This is a genomic window from Mobilicoccus massiliensis, assembly GCF_000826525.2.
Lineage (GTDB): Bacteria > Actinomycetota > Actinomycetes > Actinomycetales > Dermatophilaceae > Mobilicoccus > Mobilicoccus massiliensis.
Genome location: NZ_LN651331.1, coordinates 269,846 through 285,663, shown reverse-complemented (window position 1 = coordinate 285,663; position 15,818 = coordinate 269,846). Strand labels below are relative to the sequence as shown.

The window sequence follows — 15,818 nt, the reverse complement described above, 5'->3', positions numbered from 1 at the left end:
CCGACGCTCGTCCGACCGACGCGGTCCTTCGCACCGGCGAGGGGCCGCGTCGTCGCATGGTCCGGCGGTGAACCCAGGCCTCGACTGCTCTGCCCTGGCCGCGGTCGCGTCAGTCGCCCGCGCCGGAGGGGGTGGGCCAGGCGTCGACGAGCTCCTGCCGCGTGTCCTCCAGCAGGCTGGGCAGGGCCTTCGTCTGGGCGATGATCGGCAGGAAGTTCATGTCGCCGCCCCAGCGAGGGACGACATGCTGGTGCAGGTGGGCCTCCACGCCGGCACCCGCGACCGCGCCCTGGTTCATGCCGACGTTGAACCCCATCGGCTGCGAGGCGGCCTCGACGGCCCGGAGCGCGTCCTTGGTGAGAGCGGTGAACTCACTCGTCTCCTCGTCGGTGAGGTCGAGGTAGCGCGGCACGTGACGGTAGGGACAGACGAGCATGTGGCCGGGGTTGTACGGAAAGAGGTTGAGCACGACGTAGCAGGTGCGCCCGCGGTGGACGATGAGACCCTCGGCGTCCGTGCCCTCGGGCGCCGTGCAGAACGGGCACTGCGGCCGGTCGGCCTTGCTCTTGGGCCCGGGCTTGCCGCTCGGCTTGCCCTCGCCGCGGATGTAGGCCATGCGGTGCGGGGTCCACAGCCGCTGAAAGCCGTCCTTGACACGCGCGAACTTGCTGGCTTCCTCGGGTGCCTCGGGCGTCTGCATGAGCCGATCCTAGGCCGTCGGGGCATGCGTGGGCCGCAGCCCGGACACCGCCCCGGGTGCGCGGCGTCACCGCGGCGCTGCGCTTGACTAGGGGGCATGGCGCACGACGACTCCTCCCCCGGCCCGCGGTCCGCGTGCGGCGACGTGGCCGCGGTTCCCGCCCGCTTCAACCTCGCCCGGTACTGCCTGGCGGCCGCGGCAGATCCGCCCGGCGCGGCACGCACCGCCCTCGTCGTCGTCCACGGTCCGGCGGGGATCGCCGCGCTGGAGTCCGCTTCGGACCGCGCTGCCACCCACGCACCTGCGGTCGAGGCGGTCGAGGCGGCCGAGACGGTCGAACGATGGAGCTTTGGGGATCTCGACGACGCGGTGCGGGCCGTCGCCGCCGGTCTGCTCGCCGCGGGGCTGGAACGCGGCGATCGGGTGATGATCCGCCTCGGGAACACGACGGACTACGCCCTCGCGCACTTCGGGGCGATGGCCGCAGGACTCGTGTCACTGCCGTCCTCGGACCAGCTCACGGACGGCGAGGCGACCTTCCTCCTCGAGGACTCCCGCGCTCGGGCCCTCATCCACGGCGCCGGACGAGGACTGCCCGACGCGGGGATACCCGCCCTGCGTCGCTTCACCCCCGACGACATCACCGCCTGGCGGGCGTCGTCGGCGCGGGCCGAGTTCGCCGACACCGCGGCCGAGGATCCGGCGTTCCTCGTCTACACCTCGGGCACGACGAGCCGGCCCAAGGGCGTCCTCCACGCGCACCGCTCGGCGTGGGGACGGCGGCCGATGTACGACGGCTGGTACGGCATCACGGCCGACGACGTCGTACTCCACGCCGGAGCCTTCAACTGGACGTACACGCTCGGGGTCGGCCTCACCGATCCCTGGGCGAACGGCGCCTGCGCCGTCGTCTACACCGGTGAGCGCGACCGACGGGTGTGGCCGCGTCTCATCGAGGCCGCGGGGGTGACGATGTTCGCCGCCGTTCCCGGCGTCTACCGCCAGATCCTCGCGACCGAGGCCGAACCGTTGGCCCGGCTCCGCAGAACCCTGCGCCACGGGCTCGTCGCCGGTGAGGCCCTCCCGCAGAGCACCCGTGAGGCGTGGGAGGCCGCGACCGGAACCCCGCTCTACGAGGCGCTCGGCATGAGCGAGATCTCGACGTTCGTCTCGAGTTCGCCGAGCGTGCCGGTCCGACCGGGCTCGCCGGGCCGGGCGCAGCCAGGTCGCCACATCGCCGTCCTCGACGCGATGGGCGAGGAGGCCGGACCGGGTGAGATCGGCCGGCTCGCGGTACGTCGAGACGACCCCGGCCTCATGCTCGGCTACTGGAACCGGCCGCAGGACAGCCCTTTTCGTGGTGACTGGTTCGTCACCAGCGACCTGGTGAGCCTGGATCCCGACGGCTACGTCACCTACCACGGGCGCGCCGACGACGTCATCACGGCAGGGGGTTATCGGATCTCCCCCGACGAGGTCGAGACGGTGCTCGGTGCGGCCGAGGGAATCGCCGAGGTGGCGGTCACGGCCATGGAGGTGCGCCCCGACGTCCACGTCGTCGCCGCGTTCGTCGTTCCCGACCCGGGGATCGACGCCGCCGCCGTCCGCGAGATCGTCGACACTGCGGCGATCGAGCTCGCCGCCTACAAGCGACCGCGGGAGGTGGTCGTCCTCGATTCCCTCCCCCGCACCCGCAACGGCAAACTGCAGCGACGCGAGCTGCCGGCACACCGCGGATCGGCAGGCGAGCCCCTCACCCCGTGAGGCGATCGCGCCGCAGCAGACGGTCCCCGCAGTCCGTGAACCCGTGTCGCCGCAGCAGCGGCTGCGCGTCGTCGCTCGTCATGAGCTGTACCCAGAGCAACTCGGCGGAGTCGCTCCAGTGCAGGGCCTCCTCGACGAGCCGAGTGGCGAGCCCGAGCCCGCGAGCCTCCGGGCGGACGTAGAGATTGGTCATGTGTCCCCAGGAGCGCGGAATCCGACCGGGGCGAGGCAACGCCCGCATGAGCGCGATCGTGCACGCCCCGAGCGGATTACCGTCGACGGTCGAGGCGATCCAGCTCGGGTAACGGTCGCGCTCGCGCAGCCAGGCGTCGGTGAACCGGTCGAGGAACCCCTCCTCCGGGCGCCGGCCGAGTTCACGGTTGTACGCGATCTCGAGGGCCGCCAGGCGGAAGGCGTCGTCGGCCTCCGCCCGCGCCACGCGCGTGAGCTGGAACGACAGCCCCTTCAAACCGGCCATGACGGCAGTGTGACACCCGAGCGCCTCGGTTCACGGCCGGCGCGGTCGACCAGATCCCTCACGTCGACGGGGAGTGCCGCACGCAGGTGGTCCGACGGCGCGTCCCGCGAGAGTTCCCGACGGAGGATACATTCGCCGGATTGCATATATCTGTTCATCTGTTGGTCAGGTGTCCGACCGCCTTGGAGGAGCACCGTGATTCGCGGCAGCCCGACCGCACTCCACCGGGCTCGGTAGCGGCGGGGGGCCGTGTGCTGCCTTCCTTCTTCACCCCTCGAGGAGTTCGATCATGGCCATCAAGCGCACTGTCACCGTGGCGACCGCCGTCGCCTCCCTCGCCATCATCGGCGCGACCACCGCGACCGGCTTCGCCGGCGGTCACGACCGCCGCCCGTCCCCCACCCTCGACCGCGCTGCCGCAGGCGCGGTCGACACGTACGGCGGCGCCCGTCGCGTGGACGGCGACCAGCGCGCCACCATCGCCTCGGCCCTCAAGCCGGCCGGCGCGACGAACGTCATCCTCATCATCGGTGACGGCATGGGCGCCTCCGAGATCACCATCGGACGCAACTACCTCGTCGGCGCCGGCGGCCAGCTGCGCGGCCTCGACGCCCTGCCCATCACGGGCCAGATGACCCACTACAGCGTGGACCGCAAGACCGGCAAGCCGGACTACACGCCCGACTCCGCCGCGACCGGCAGCGCGTGGGCCACCGGCGTGAAGACGTACGACAACGCCGTCTCGGTCGACCGCCACGGCACCGCCCGCCCGACGATGCTCCAGCTCGCCAAGCGCTCCGGCCGCGCCACCGGCAACGTCACGACCTCCGAGATCCAGGACGCCACGCCTGCCGTGCAGGTCGCGAACATCTCGCTGCGCAAGTGCTACGGGCCGAACGAGACGTCGGCCTCCTGCCCCGAGGCCGCTCTCGAGAACGGCGGCAAGGGCTCGATCTCCGAGCAGCTCCTCGAGACCCGTCCCGACCTCACCTTCGGTGGCGGCTCCAAGACCTTCTCGCAGAAGGCCAAGGCGGGCCCGTACAAGGACATGACGCTCGCCGACCAGGCCCGCAAGCGCGGCTTCACCTACCTCACCAAGAAGGAGGACCTCGCCAAGATCGGCTCGGCCGACCAGCGCCACCCGGTTCTCGGCCTGTTCTCCGAGGGCAACATGCCGGTCAAGTTCGCCTCCCTCGTCGCCAGCAAGGGCGGTGCCGAGAAGGCTGCCGTGCAGTGCCAGGCCAACAAGGACTTCGAGAAGGTCCCGACGCTGGGCGACATGACCGGCAAGGCGATCGATGTGCTCTCCAAGAGCCGGGCGGGCCAGAAGAAGGGCTTCCTCCTCCAGGTCGAGTCGGCCTCGATCGACAAGAAGGACCACGCGGCGGACGCCTGCGGTCAGATCGGTGAGACCGCTCAGATCGACGACGCCGTCGCCGCCGCCCTCGACTTCGCCAAGAAGGACGGCAACACGCTCGTCATCGTCACCGCCGACCACGCCCACACGAGCCAGATCGTCGACGGCGCCACCCCCGGTCTCGACGCGCGCCTGCAGACCCACGACGGCGCGGACATGATCGTCACCTACGGCACAGCCCCGCTCGGGGGCAGCCAGCAGCACACCGGCGCTCAGATCCCCGTCGCCGCCTACGGCCCCGGCGCCGCGCAGGTCGCCGGCCTCATCGACCAGACGGACCTCTTCTTCACCGTTCGCGACGGCATGAACGCCTACCGCAAGCACTGACCACAGGACGTCGGGGTCGCATCGGCGACCCCACGGAGAACGGGGCCCGCACCAGGCGGGCCCCGTTCTTCGTTCGCAGGCGGGGGGGCCGTTCGGCGAGCCCCCACTCAGGCCCGCCTTCGCCGAGACGGCGACCCTCAGGCCTCGGCTGGTGCCGTCGTCACCTGCGCCTTGGACTCGATCGCCGCGACGATCTCGGAGACGGCCTCCTCGATCGGGACGCCGTTGCGCTGGCTGCCGTCGCGGTAGCGGAACGAGACCGCCCCGGCGGCCCGATCGTCCTCACCGGCGATGAGCACGTACGGCACCTTGGACTTGCTCGCGTTGCGGATCTTCTTGGGGAACCGGTCGTCGGAGATGTCGACCTCGACGCGCACGCCCGCGGCCTTGAGCCGGTCGGCGACGTCGAAGAGGTACTCGTTGTACTCCTCGGCGACGGGCACGGCCGTCACCTGCACCGGCGAGAGCCACACCGGGAACGCCCCGGCGTAGTGCTCGACGAGCACGCCCATGAACCGCTCGATCGAGCCGAACTTCGCCGCGTGGATCATCACCGGCCGCTGCCGGGAGCCGTCGGGCGCCTGGTACTCGAGCTCGAACCGCTCGGGCTGGTTGAAGTCGTACTGGATCGTGCTCATCTGCCACGTGCGCCCGATCGCGTCGCGCGCCTGCACCGAGACCTTCGGACCGTAGTAGGCGGCACCACCCGGGTCCGGCACGAGCTCGAGCCCGGTCGAGGTGCACGCCTCCTCGAGGATGCGGGTCGCCATCTCCCAGTCCTCGTCGGAGCCGATGAACTTCGAGCTGTCGGGATCGCGCGTCGAGAGCTCGAGGTAGAAGTCGTCGAGGCCGAAGTCGCGCAGCAGCGAGAGCACGAAGCCCAGCAGGTGCTTGATCTCGTCATCGGCCTGCTCGGGCATGACGTAGGAGTGGCTGTCGTCCTGCGTGAACCCCCGAAGACGGGTCAGGCCGTGGATGACGCCGGACTTCTCGTACCGGTACACGCTGCCGAACTCGAACAGCCGCATCGGCAGCTCTCGGTAGGAGCGTCCGCGCGAGCGGAAGATGAGGTTGTGCATCGGGCAGTTCATCGCCTTGAGGCGGTAGTCCTGACCCGGCTTGAGCACCTCCCCGTCCTCGTCGTACTCGGCGTCGACGTGCAGCGGCGGGAACATCGTCTCGGCGTAGTACGGCAGGTGGCCCGAGGTGTGGAACAGCCCGTCCTTGCTGATGTGCGGGGTGCCGACGTACTGGAACCCCTCCTCGATGTGCCGTGCGCGGACGTAGTCCTCCATCTCGCGCTTGATGATGCCGCCGTTGGGGTGGAACACCGGCAGGCCCGACCCGAGCTCGTCGGGGAAGGAGTACAGGTCGAGTTCGGTGCCGAGCTTGCGGTGGTCCCGCTTCTCGGCCTCCTCCAGGCGCGTGAGGTAGGCCTTGAGGTCGTCCTTGCTCGCCCACGCGGTGCCGTAGACGCGCTGCAGCTGCGCGTTGTCCTGGTTGCCACGCCAGTACGCGGCGGCACTGCGCATGACCTTGAAGCCGTTGGCGATGAGCTTCGTGGTGGGGATGTGCGGCCCCCGGCACAGGTCGCCCCAGGCCACGGAGCCGTCGCGGCGCACGTTGTCGTAGATCGTGATCTCGCCGCCGCCGACCTCGACCGAGGCCCCCTCGGCGCGCTGGTCGAGGGCGTCCTCGCTCGCCCCGCTGCCCGGACCGTGGGCGAGGCCGATGAGCTCGCACTTGTACGGCTCGTCCTTGAGCTCGGCGAGCGCCTCGTCGGCCGAGACGACCCGGCGTTCGAAGCGCTGACCCTCGTTGACGATGCGCTGCATCGTCTTCTCGAGCTTCTTGAGGTCCTCGGGGGTGAACGCCTCGGGCACGTCGAAGTCGTAGTAGAACCCGTCGCGGATGTACGGGCCGATGCCGAGCTTGGCCTCGGGCCACAGCTGTTGCACGGCCTGGGCCATGACGTGGGTGCACGAGTGACGGAGCACGTCGAGACCGTCGGGCTCGGCGATGTCGACGCCCTCGACCGTGTCGCCCTGGGCGAGCTCGTAGCTGAGGTCCTTGAGCTCGCCGCCGACGCGGGCCACGACGATGCGCTTGTCGTCCTCGAACAGGTCGGCGGCCGTCGTGCCCGCCGGCACCGATCGCTCGCTCCCGGCGACGGACACGGTGATCTCGGCTGACACGTCAGTACTCCTGTCGAAAGGGTGGATTCGCCACGCACGCGGCGTCGCGGGCCCGAAGCGGGCCGCCTTTCCAGGGTAATCGCCCCACCCGTGTCGCCTCACCGGGGTTTTCCGGGTGTCGGGCGATGCGAGCGCGTGTGTTGCGTCGGAGGGCTCAGCCGATGTGGTCGCCCACGCTCACCGTGCCCGTGCGCAGCACGTCGGCGTACACGCCGGGACAGTTCTTGGGCAGCTCGGTGACCCGCAGCAACACGCGGCCGACGTGCAACTCCTCGCCGACGAGCTGCTGCAGATCCTCGTCCGAGACGTCGAGGAAGATGTTCGCCCTCGTCACGTCGGGGTCGTTCTCGCGGCCGACGACGTGGACCGGCCGCTTCTTGCGTCGATCGCCGTCGAGCCCCTCGACATCGACCCTGGCCTCGGCAAGCGAACGCCCCGGGGCGTCCTTCTCGGGGTACACGGCGAGGGAGAGCACGGTGCCGCCGATGACCGGTCGCAGGAGATCCATGGACGTACTCTGCCAAACCGGCCCCGCCCTGCGGTAGCGAGTCGAGCGACCGACCTCGTCACCGACGCGGGAGCCTCGAACGGCCGCCCGTACCCTGAGCGCATGTCCGCGCTCCTCGACGCCGCCCCGCTCCTGCGGTGTCCCCGATGCGCCGCCGACGTCACCGTCGCAGACCGGACCCTGCGCTGCGCGACCGGCCACAGTTTCGATGTCGCGAAGCAGGGCTACGTCAACCTCCTGAGCCGGCCCCCCGGCGCCGCGGCCGACGACGCCGCGATGGTCGCCGCCCGGAACGCGTTGCTCGACTCGGGGCTGTACTCCCCCTTGGCCGACGCGCTGACGAGAGTCGTCCACGCTCTCGACCTGCCCGCCGGTGGCGTCCTCGACGTGGGGGCCGGCACCGGGTACTACACCGCCGCGGTGCTGGAGACGCTGCCCAATCGTGCAGGCGTGGCCCTCGACCTCTCGGCGTACGCCGCCCGACGCGCGGCGCGCGCACACCCACGCCTCGCCTCGCTCGTGGGGGACGTGTGGGCGGGCCTGCCGGTACGCGCCGGTGCCATCGCCCTCGTGCTCGACGTGTTCGCACCCCGCAACGCCGAGGAGTTCGCGCGCGTCCTCGCCCCCGGCGGCGCGGTCGTCCTGGTCACGCCCAGGCCCGAGCACCTCGGGGAACTCGTCGCCGCGCTCGGCATGCCACAGGTCGACCCGCGCAAGGCCGAGCGGCTCGCCGCGACCTTCGCCGGCTTCGCTCAGGGACCGGCCCGCTGCGTGCGCGAGACCTTGAGCGTGGACGGGGCCACCGCGGCATCGCTCGCACGGATGGGCCCGGCGGCACACCATGTGGCCGCCGCAGCCCTGGAGCATCTGGCCGCGTCCGAGTCGACGACCGACGTCACCCTCAGCGTCGACGTTGCCGCGTTCGTCCGGCCCTGACCGACACGCCTCAGGGCGCCGGGCAACCTCGACAACCAGGCCTCACCACCCTTGAGGCGGGGATCTCTCGCGCTGCGTCGAGCGTCGGGAGCTGCGTGACCGACATCGCGGGCGCCTGGGAAGGCCGGGGAAACGACGACGCGCCCCGCAGGTGCGGAGCGCGTCGAATGTGGGGTGGACGTAGCAGGACTCGAACCTGCGGCCTCTCGCGTGTGAAGCGAACGCTCTAACCAACTGAGCTATACGTCCGGGGAACCGAGAGGCAACCATACCCGTGCTTCGCGGCGGGCTCCAACTCGGCTGCGCCGCACGGGCGGTCTACAGGGCGAGGTAGGTGTGCATCCACTCCGTGACCTGGTCCGGGACCCAGCCCGGGACGCCCGTGAGCTTGAGCATGCCCCAGAGGAACGCGTTGACGAAGACGCACGTCAACACCGCGAGACCGGCCCGCACCGCGAACGACCTGCGGCGCACCCAGGCGTCCCATTCGCGCACCTTGCCCACGCCGTACTCGTGCAGCCTGCGCGCCCAGTGGAACTCCGAGGCCCAGATGCTCACGCCGATGAAGACGATGAGCCAACCCGGCCCGGGCAACGGCACCGCGACGAGGCCGACCAGGACGATGACGAGCCCCAGCGTCGCGATGATCGTGCGGTAGATGCGCCGCGACTGCGGGTTGGAGCGGATCCGTCTGCGCCACTCCCAGTCCCGCGGACGCTTGAGCCCGTGAGCGTGGGCCCCGCCACGACGACCGGGGTCGACGCGCTCCCGCTCGGGCGCGGTCGGGCATTCGCTGCCGGCGCATCCGGAATCGGTCGCGGTCATGTCACCCCCCAGATCGTGTCGTGGCCGTCGCCACGTCCATGATGAACGACATCATGACCGATGAGGTTCCCGTCGTCGCGATCGGAACGTGTACGTCCGGGGCCACGCGGGTGAGCCCGAAGGGCCCTGCGTTCAGTGCCAGGCGAGTCCGAGACACTCCACCGCCGACACCCGGCTCGTCTCGGCCCACTCGGGAGCGTCCCCACCCCACCAGGAGCGTTCTCGCGCCCGACGCATCGCCTCGACCACGTCGTCGGCCGCAACGGTCAGCCACGTGCCCGGCCGGTCGTCGTGCGAGGTGAGCAGAACGCTGTACAGGCGCGTTCCGACCGGGGCCATGACGCTCATGGGGGTATCAACTCCTGGGTGCGATGTTGTGGTGAAGCAGAAGGTGGCGGTGATGCAGAAGGTGGTGATGCAGAGGTCAAGCAGAAGGTGGTGGTGCGGCCGCAGGGCCCCCCTCCTGTCGGCGGGAAGGGCCCTGGCGTAAGCTGATGCGCAAAGTCGACCCGGCCACGAGGCTGCGCGGCCACGCGGGCGCACGAAAAGACCCCTGCTCGGTACGAACAGGGGGGTCTTTTGCGTGGTGGGCGATACTGGGTTTGAACCAGTGACCTCTTCCGTGTCAAGGAAGCGCGCTACCGCTGCGCCAATCGCCCGAAGAAGCGCCTGAGGTGCTTCTGAGAGGTGGAGACGGGATTTGAACCCGTGTACACGGCTTTGCAGGCCGTTGCCTCGCCTCTCGGCCACTCCACCACGGAGGCTGAATGACTGCCTTCTCGAGGGAGGCGATCCTCCGAGCGGACGACGGGACTCGAACCCGCGACCCTCACCTTGGCAAGGTGATGCTCTACCAACTGAGCCACGTCCGCATGCGATTCCGCCAGGTCGGTGACCTGCCGTTCGGCCGATCCCCACTCTTGCGGTGCTGGACGACAGTAACCGATTCCGGCGGCCGGAGTCCAACCGAGGCCGCCCCCGGGTGTCGTCGGGGTGTCGCGGACGTGGCGGGGAGACATCGAGCTCGGGCCGGCGCCCGTGACGGGGGCGACGCGCGCCGGGAGTGTTCTCGCGGGGGTTGCCGACGCGACTCGATTGGACCGCGACCCGAACACCGGTGGAACACGACGGGTCGGCCCTGGGCGCGCGGTAGGGCGGATCGCCGCGAACGCGCTACCGTTCTTCAGTCCCCGGGCGGCAACCGCCGCGCGGGGATGGGGTGCTCATGCGCCTCGACCACGGTTGCCGACCGCCACGCCTCGTGCCGAGCGGCTCCTCAGGCACGAACGACCACCACGGAGAGCAAGAAGCACCTATGGACATCTGGCCAGGAAACGCGTACCCGCTGGGCGCCACGTTCGACGGCTCCGGCGTGAACTTCGCACTCTTCTCCGAGATCGCCGAGCGGGTCGAGCTGTGCCTCGTGAGCGACGACGGCACCGAGACCCGGCTCGAGCTCACCGAGGTCGACGGCTACGTGTGGCACGGGTACGTGCCCAACCTGCAGCCCGGGCAGCGCTACGGCTACCGCGTGCACGGCCCGTACGACCCCGCCAACGGGCACCGTTGCAACCCCAACAAGCTGCTCCTCGACCCGTACGCGAAGGCCATCGACGGCCAGGTGACCGGCGACGAGGCCCTGTTCGCCTACAACTTCGGCGACGTCGACTCCTACAACGAGACCGACTCCCTCGGGCACACGATGCTGTCGGTCGTCGTCAACCCCTTCTTCGACTGGGGTCACGACCGTCCGCCGCGACACGAGTACCACGACACGGTCATCTACGAGGCGCACGTCAAGGGTCTGACGATGACCCACCCCGACATCCCCGAGGAGATCCGCGGCACGTACGCGGCACTCGCGCACCCGGCGATCATCGAGCACCTCACCGAACTCGGGGTCACCGCCATCGAACTGCTGCCCGTGCACCAGTTCGTGCAGGACGCGCACCTGCAGGAGAAGGGCCTGCGCAACTACTGGGGCTACAACACGATCGGGTTCCTCGCGCCGCACAACGAGTACGCCGCGCACAACACCGCCGGCCAGCAGGTCACCGAGTTCAAGTCGATGGTCAAGGCGCTGCACGAGGCCAACATCGAGGTCATCCTCGACGTCGTCTACAACCACACCGCCGAGGGCAATGAGTTCGGCCCCACCCTGTGTTTCCGCGGCATCGACAATGCGGCCTACTACCGCCTCGTCGACGACGCCAAGGAGCACTACTACGACACGACCGGCACCGGAAACTCGCTGCTCATGCGGCATCCGCACGTGCTGCAGCTCATCATGGACTCGTTGCGTTACTGGGTGACCGAGATGCACGTCGACGGGTTCCGCTTCGACCTCGCCGCCACCCTGGCGCGGCAGTTCCACGAGGTCGACCGCCTCTCGGCGTTCTTCGACATCATCCAGCAGGACCCGGTGATCTCGCAGGTCAAGCTCATCGCCGAGCCCTGGGATCTCGGCGACGGCGGCTACCAGGTGGGCAACTTCCCGCCCCTGTGGACGGAATGGAACGGCCGCTACCGCGACACCGTGCGCGACTACTGGCGTGGAGAGGCCGCCGGCCTGTCGGAGTTCGCCTCGCGCCTCACCGGCTCCTCCGACCTCTACGAGCACTCGGCGCGACGCCCGATCGCCTCGATCAACTTCATCATCGCCCACGACGGCTTCACGCTGCGCGACCTCGTCAGCTACAACGAGAAGCACAACCTCGCCAACGGCGAGGACGGCAACGACGGCGAGAGCCACAACCGTTCGTGGAACTGCGGCGTCGAGGGGCCGACGGACGACCCCGAGATCCGGGCGCTGCGCCTGCGGCAGGTCCGCAACTTCCTCACCACGCTGCTGGTGAGCCAGGGCGTGCCGATGATCGCCCACGGCGACGAGGTCGGCCGCACCCAGGGCGGCAACAACAACGTCTACTGCCAGGACAACGAGATCTCCTGGATCGACTGGAACCTGGGCAAGGAGCAGCAGACCCTCTTCGAGTTCGCCAAGTACGTCGTCGCGCTGCGCCTCGATCACCCCGTTTTCCGGCGGCGCCGGTTTTTCGAGGGCAGCGCCGACCACGGCGGCCAGTCGAACGTCGGCGACATCGTGTGGTGCTCGACCTCCGGCGAGGAGATGACCGAGGAGGACTGGCAGACCGGGTACGCCCGCACCCTGTCGGTGCTGCTCAACGGCGACGCGATCCAGGAGCCCGGCCCGCTCGGCCAGCGGATCACCGACGACAGCTTCGTGCTCATGTTCAACGCCCACCACGAGCCGCTGGACTTCGTCATCCCCTCCGTCATCGAGGGCGTCGAGTGGATCGAGGTGGTCGACACCGACCTGCCCACCGGAATCCCCGAGCCCACGACGGAGGCCGTCCACTCGGGCTCCACCCGCACCCTGGCGCCGCGGTCGATGGTCATCCTGCAGAGCCGCGAGATCGAGGACGACATCCTCGCCCAGGACGCCGCGGAGGCCCGTCACGAGGCCGCGGTCATGCTCGAACAGGCCGTCCACACCGGCCACGTCGAGCGCTCCCCCGAACTCACCGAGAAGGCCGCCGAGCGCGCCGCCCGCGCCCGGCAGCACGGTGAGGGCGACGAGCAGCAGGGTGAGGAGCAGCACCAGGGTGAGGAGCACGCCGACCAGGCGGATCAGCCGCAGGACGGGGAGAACCAGTCACAGGACGGCGAGCACCAGGGCTGAGCCGCCGTCACACTCACGCGAATCGCGAAGGGCGCCCCGCAACGTGCGGGGCGCCCTTCGTCCGTCGCCGGCCCTCGACCGGAGGCACTCAGCTGTCGGCCAGCCGGGCCTTCTGCTCCTCGACGTCGAAGTCGGCCGGCGGCCACTGGGGGTCGATGCGCCGCAGCGCTCCGAGCAGCAGCTGCTGCACGGCCAGGCGGGCGTACCACTTGTGGTCGGCGGGGACGACGTACCACGGGGCCTCGTCGGTGGAGGTCTTGACCAGGGCCTCCTCGTAGGCCTCGGCGTAGGCGTCCCACTTGTGGCGCACGTCGATGTCCCCCGGGTTGAACTTCCAGTACTTGTCGGGGCGTTCGAGACGTGCGGCCAGGCGTGCCTTCTGCTCGGCGTGGCCGATGTCGAGCATGACCTTGACGAGGGTCGTGCCGGAGTCGACGAGCGACTCCTCGAACGTGCGGATCTGGCCGTAGCGGCGTCGCCAGGTGGAGGCGGGGACGAGGTCGTCGACGCGGGCGACGAGCACGTCCTCGTAGTGCGAGCGGTCGAAGACGCCGATGATGCCGGGTTCGGGCAGGGCCTTGCGGATGCGCCAGAGGAACGGGTGGCGCCGCTCCTCGGCCGTCGGCTTCTTGAAGGCGTGGATCGACGTGCCCTGCGGGTCGAGCAGGCCGACGACGTGTCGCATGATGCCGCCCTTGCCGGAGGTGTCCATGCCCTGCACGACGAGCAGCACCGAGGCGCCGTCGCCGTCTCGGGAGGCGGCGTAGAGGCGCTCCTGCAGGTCGGCGATCTCGGGCTCGTACGCGCGCATGACGAGCTCGGCCTGGGCCTTGTCGCCGGTGAACGCGGGGGTCGAGGAGGTGTCGACGTCGGCGAGCCGGAAGCCCGGCCCCACACGCAGTGCCGTCGCGAACTCGCCGGGCGAGACGACGGTGGGCACGAGCTCGGGGTCGATCGCCACGCCAGGTGCCGCGGCCGCCGCCCGGGCGGCCTTGCTCGCCTTCGCTGCCGCCGTCTCGACAGCCGCCTCGGCCTCGAGGTTCGCTCGGACGGCCGCTTCTGCTGCCTCGGCCGCCTTGCGTTGGGCCTTCTCAGCCTTCTTGCGCGCCTTCTTCCGATCCTTCTCGTCGAGAGGCTCAGTGCCCGTCCCGACCGGTCCGTCACCGGTCTTCGATGCGGACTGCGCACTCTTCCTGCCGGTCTTCTCGGCCATGCTTCTCCTTCGGGTGAGACGGCGGAACGGGCGCCGACTCAGACCGGCCGGCGCGGCAGGCCCGAGACGAACTCGGTGACCACGCGGTTCCACCGGTCCGGGTCGACGTTCCACTCCTTGACATGCCGGGCATCGTCCCACGCCTCGAAGGTGACGACGTCGGGACGCAACTCGGCGAGTGCGACCGAGGCTCCGACGGGAACGACGTCGTCGTCGCGGGAATGGATGAGCAGGATCGGGCGGTCGAGCTCGTCGGCGCGCACCTGCCAGCGGGTCGTCGCGAGGTCGAGCGGCTGCTCGGCGCCCACGAGCAACCGGGAGGCCCACCGGTCGCCGAGCAGGGCACGCACGAGATCTCCGAGCAGCCGCGGCAGACGCCGCAGCCGTGCCTGGTGCTCGATGACCTCCACCCAGTCGATGACCGGCCCGTCGAGGACGAGCCCCGGGATGCGGTCGGCGAACTCGGAGTGGGCGAGGGTCTGCAACACGATCGCGCCGCCCATCGACCAGCCGACGAGCAGCACCTCCGAGGCGCCCTCCTCGATGCAGTAGCGGATGCTCGCCTCGACGTCACGCCACTCGGTGAGTCCGAGCGCGATGAGCCCGTCGGGGCTGTCCGGGGCGAGGGAGTCGTTGCGATACGACGGGACGAGACAGGTGAGGCCGAGCTCGTGCAGCACCGGCACGGCCCGTAGACACTCCTCGCGCATGGCCCCGCGACCGTGGACGAGCACCGCCCAGCGCCTCCCCGGGCCGTCGTCGTCCGCGTCGACGACCCAGGCCGGCAGGGGGCCGAGTTCGCCGTCGATGACGACGTCCCGGGAGGAGATGCCGAGTGACTTCGCCGGGCTGCCGACGTAGATGTGGCTCGTCCAACGTCCCGGGCCGGGAGCCGGGGTCCCGATGTCGACGGCGACGAGCTCGCGGACGACCGTGCGCCGCGTGTGGTCGATCTCGACGATGTCGCCGATGCGCACGTGGGTGCGGCCGCCGTCGAGCCACATGCCGTACTGCCCGCGCACGGCGGTCTCGGCGTCGAGTCGCAGCGTGACGGTGTCGTCGTCCACCTCGAGCAGCGTGGTGTTGTCGGGCTTCTCACGCTCCGGCGTGAGCAGGACGCGGGCGAAGTACCACGCGACGCCGAACGAGGCGATCACCGACGTCGCGAGAAGAGCCCCCGACGTCACCCCCGCCACCTTCGCCACCGTGCGCCAGGGGATCCTGTCCGACTTCATCTCCCCATGGTGACATCCGCGTCCGCGAACGCCGGGGTGTCCGGTTCTCCCGGCGCGGCCCACCGCCACCCGATCCGTACTCCACCCCCGCTCGAACAGGCGGTTCCACCGGGCATCCCCGCTCAAACAGGCGGTTCCACCGGGCATCCCCGGACCCGAACCGCCTGTCCGAGCTCCACCCGCGCCCAAACAGGCGGTTCCACCCGACGAAAACGCCTGTCTCAGCGCTCTCCCCCGGCTCGGTCAGGCGCTCGGGTGTCGGACACCGCGGGAGCCGTGTGTCCGACCGGAGACCCCACGCCCCGGCCCCGCGCCTCCACCCGACCCGTGCCCCACCCCCGCTCAAACAGGCGGTTCCACCGGGCGTCCCGAACCCGAACCGCCTGTCCGAGCCTCGACCCCGCCCAAACAGGCGGTTCCATCCGACGAAAACGCCTGTCTCAGCGCTCTCCCCCGGCTCGGACAGGCGCTCGGGTATCGAACACCGCGTGAGCCGTGTGCCCGACCGGAGCCCCACGCC

General features: G+C 70.2%; 12 protein-coding genes and 4 tRNA genes. 4 read left to right on the top strand and 12 right to left on the bottom strand.

Annotation, left to right across the window (positions count from 1 at the left end; genetic code table 11):
* Positions 1-109: 109 nt before the first annotated feature.
* A complete protein-coding gene (locus BN1197_RS14200; protein WP_040160752.1) occupies positions 110-700 on the bottom strand; it encodes an HIT family protein in 591 nt (196 codons plus the stop codon).
* Positions 701-796: 96 nt separating this feature from the next.
* On the opposite strand from BN1197_RS14200, the gene BN1197_RS14195 reads away from it, so the two are divergent.
* On the top strand, positions 797-2,464 hold the full coding sequence (locus tag BN1197_RS14195) for an acetate--CoA ligase (RefSeq protein WP_052466769.1): 1,668 nt from the start codon (positions 797-799) through the stop codon (positions 2,462-2,464).
* On the opposite strand, the gene BN1197_RS14190 is transcribed toward BN1197_RS14195, so the two are convergent.
* Positions 2,454-2,942: a GNAT family N-acetyltransferase gene (locus tag BN1197_RS14190; RefSeq protein WP_052466768.1), complete on the bottom strand. Its 489-nt coding sequence runs from the start codon at positions 2,940-2,942 to the stop codon at positions 2,454-2,456. The genes BN1197_RS14195 and BN1197_RS14190 overlap by 11 nt on opposite strands.
* Positions 2,943-3,231: 289 nt before the next feature.
* Here BN1197_RS14190 and phoA point away from each other — a divergent pair, with 289 nt between their 5' ends.
* Complete coding sequence (gene phoA / locus BN1197_RS14185) at positions 3,232-4,686, top strand: alkaline phosphatase (RefSeq protein WP_040160750.1); 1,455 nt, start codon at positions 3,232-3,234, stop codon at positions 4,684-4,686.
* A 137-nt stretch (positions 4,687-4,823) separates the two neighbouring features.
* Here the strand turns inward: phoA and thrS are convergent, their stop codons facing one another.
* Together thrS and BN1197_RS14175 are read right to left on the bottom strand one after the other, a co-directional pair.
* A complete protein-coding gene (gene thrS / locus BN1197_RS14180) occupies positions 4,824-6,881 on the bottom strand; it encodes a threonine--tRNA ligase (protein WP_040160748.1) in 2,058 nt (685 codons plus the stop codon).
* Between the two features lie 154 nt (positions 6,882-7,035).
* Positions 7,036-7,389 (bottom strand): MOSC domain-containing protein, encoded by a 354-nt coding sequence (locus BN1197_RS14175; protein ID WP_040160746.1) that lies wholly within the window; start codon positions 7,387-7,389, stop codon positions 7,036-7,038.
* A 102-nt stretch (positions 7,390-7,491) separates the two neighbouring features.
* On the opposite strand from BN1197_RS14175, the gene BN1197_RS14170 reads away from it, so the two are divergent.
* Entirely contained in the window at positions 7,492-8,325 is an 834-nt protein-coding gene (locus BN1197_RS14170) for a putative RNA methyltransferase (protein ID WP_040160744.1), read from the top strand.
* 175 nt (positions 8,326-8,500) lie between these two features.
* On the opposite strand, the gene BN1197_RS14165 is transcribed toward BN1197_RS14170, so the two are convergent.
* From BN1197_RS14165 to BN1197_RS14140, 6 genes are all read right to left on the bottom strand, one after another.
* Positions 8,501-8,574: transfer RNA gene (locus BN1197_RS14165), tRNA-Val, on the bottom strand.
* Positions 8,575-8,643: 69 nt separating this feature from the next.
* The gene (locus BN1197_RS14160) at positions 8,644-9,150 is read right to left on the bottom strand and encodes a TIGR02611 family protein (protein WP_052466767.1); all 507 of its coding nucleotides are present in this window, start codon (positions 9,148-9,150) and stop codon (positions 8,644-8,646) included.
* A gap of 132 nt (positions 9,151-9,282) precedes the next feature.
* Positions 9,283-9,498 carry a hypothetical protein gene (locus BN1197_RS14155; RefSeq protein WP_040160742.1) on the bottom strand — a complete coding sequence of 72 codons (216 nt, stop codon included), beginning with the start codon at positions 9,496-9,498 and terminating at the stop codon, positions 9,283-9,285.
* Positions 9,499-9,734: 236 nt separating this feature from the next.
* Positions 9,735-9,809, bottom strand: a tRNA-Val gene (locus tag BN1197_RS14150).
* A gap of 26 nt (positions 9,810-9,835) precedes the next feature.
* A tRNA-Cys gene (locus tag BN1197_RS14145) sits at positions 9,836-9,906 on the bottom strand.
* A gap of 43 nt (positions 9,907-9,949) precedes the next feature.
* Positions 9,950-10,022, bottom strand: a tRNA-Gly gene (locus BN1197_RS14140).
* A gap of 443 nt (positions 10,023-10,465) precedes the next feature.
* Between BN1197_RS14140 and glgX the strand changes: the two genes are divergently transcribed.
* Positions 10,466-12,850 (top strand): glycogen debranching protein GlgX, encoded by a 2,385-nt coding sequence (gene glgX / locus BN1197_RS14135; protein ID WP_040160740.1) that lies wholly within the window; start codon positions 10,466-10,468, stop codon positions 12,848-12,850.
* 88 nt (positions 12,851-12,938) lie between these two features.
* Here the strand turns inward: glgX and BN1197_RS14130 are convergent, their stop codons facing one another.
* Together BN1197_RS14130 and BN1197_RS14125 are read right to left on the bottom strand one after the other, a co-directional pair.
* Complete coding sequence (locus tag BN1197_RS14130) at positions 12,939-14,063, bottom strand: PPK2 family polyphosphate kinase (RefSeq protein WP_082043927.1); 1,125 nt, start codon at positions 14,061-14,063, stop codon at positions 12,939-12,941.
* A gap of 38 nt (positions 14,064-14,101) precedes the next feature.
* The gene (locus BN1197_RS14125; RefSeq protein WP_040160738.1) at positions 14,102-15,298 is read right to left on the bottom strand and encodes an alpha/beta hydrolase family protein; all 1,197 of its coding nucleotides are present in this window, start codon (positions 15,296-15,298) and stop codon (positions 14,102-14,104) included.
* Positions 15,299-15,818: the final 520 nt, after the last annotated feature.

Bases quoted from the DNA above. Each gene is read 5' to 3' on its own strand.
- BN1197_RS14175 (WP_040160746.1), bottom strand. From the start codon at position 7,389: ATGGATCTCCTGCGACCGGTCATCGGCGGCACCGTGCTCTCCCTCGCC.
- glgX (WP_040160740.1), top strand. From the start codon at position 10,466: ATGGACATCTGGCCAGGAAACGCGTACCCGCTGGGCGCCACGTTCGAC.
- BN1197_RS14125 (WP_040160738.1), bottom strand. From the start codon at position 15,298: ATGAAGTCGGACAGGATCCCCTGGCGCACGGTGGCGAAGGTGGCGGGG.
- BN1197_RS14200 (WP_040160752.1), bottom strand. From the start codon at position 700: ATGCAGACGCCCGAGGCACCCGAGGAAGCCAGCAAGTTCGCGCGTGTC.
- BN1197_RS14160 (WP_052466767.1), bottom strand. From the start codon at position 9,150: ATGACCGCGACCGATTCCGGATGCGCCGGCAGCGAATGCCCGACCGCG.
- BN1197_RS14155 (WP_040160742.1), bottom strand. From the start codon at position 9,498: ATGAGCGTCATGGCCCCGGTCGGAACGCGCCTGTACAGCGTTCTGCTC.
- BN1197_RS14195 (WP_052466769.1), top strand. From the start codon at position 797: ATGGCGCACGACGACTCCTCCCCCGGCCCGCGGTCCGCGTGCGGCGAC.
- BN1197_RS14130 (WP_082043927.1), bottom strand. From the start codon at position 14,063: ATGGCCGAGAAGACCGGCAGGAAGAGTGCGCAGTCCGCATCGAAGACC.
- BN1197_RS14190 (WP_052466768.1), bottom strand. From the start codon at position 2,942: ATGGCCGGTTTGAAGGGGCTGTCGTTCCAGCTCACGCGCGTGGCGCGG.
- phoA (WP_040160750.1), top strand. From the start codon at position 3,232: ATGGCCATCAAGCGCACTGTCACCGTGGCGACCGCCGTCGCCTCCCTC.
- BN1197_RS14170 (WP_040160744.1), top strand. From the start codon at position 7,492: ATGTCCGCGCTCCTCGACGCCGCCCCGCTCCTGCGGTGTCCCCGATGC.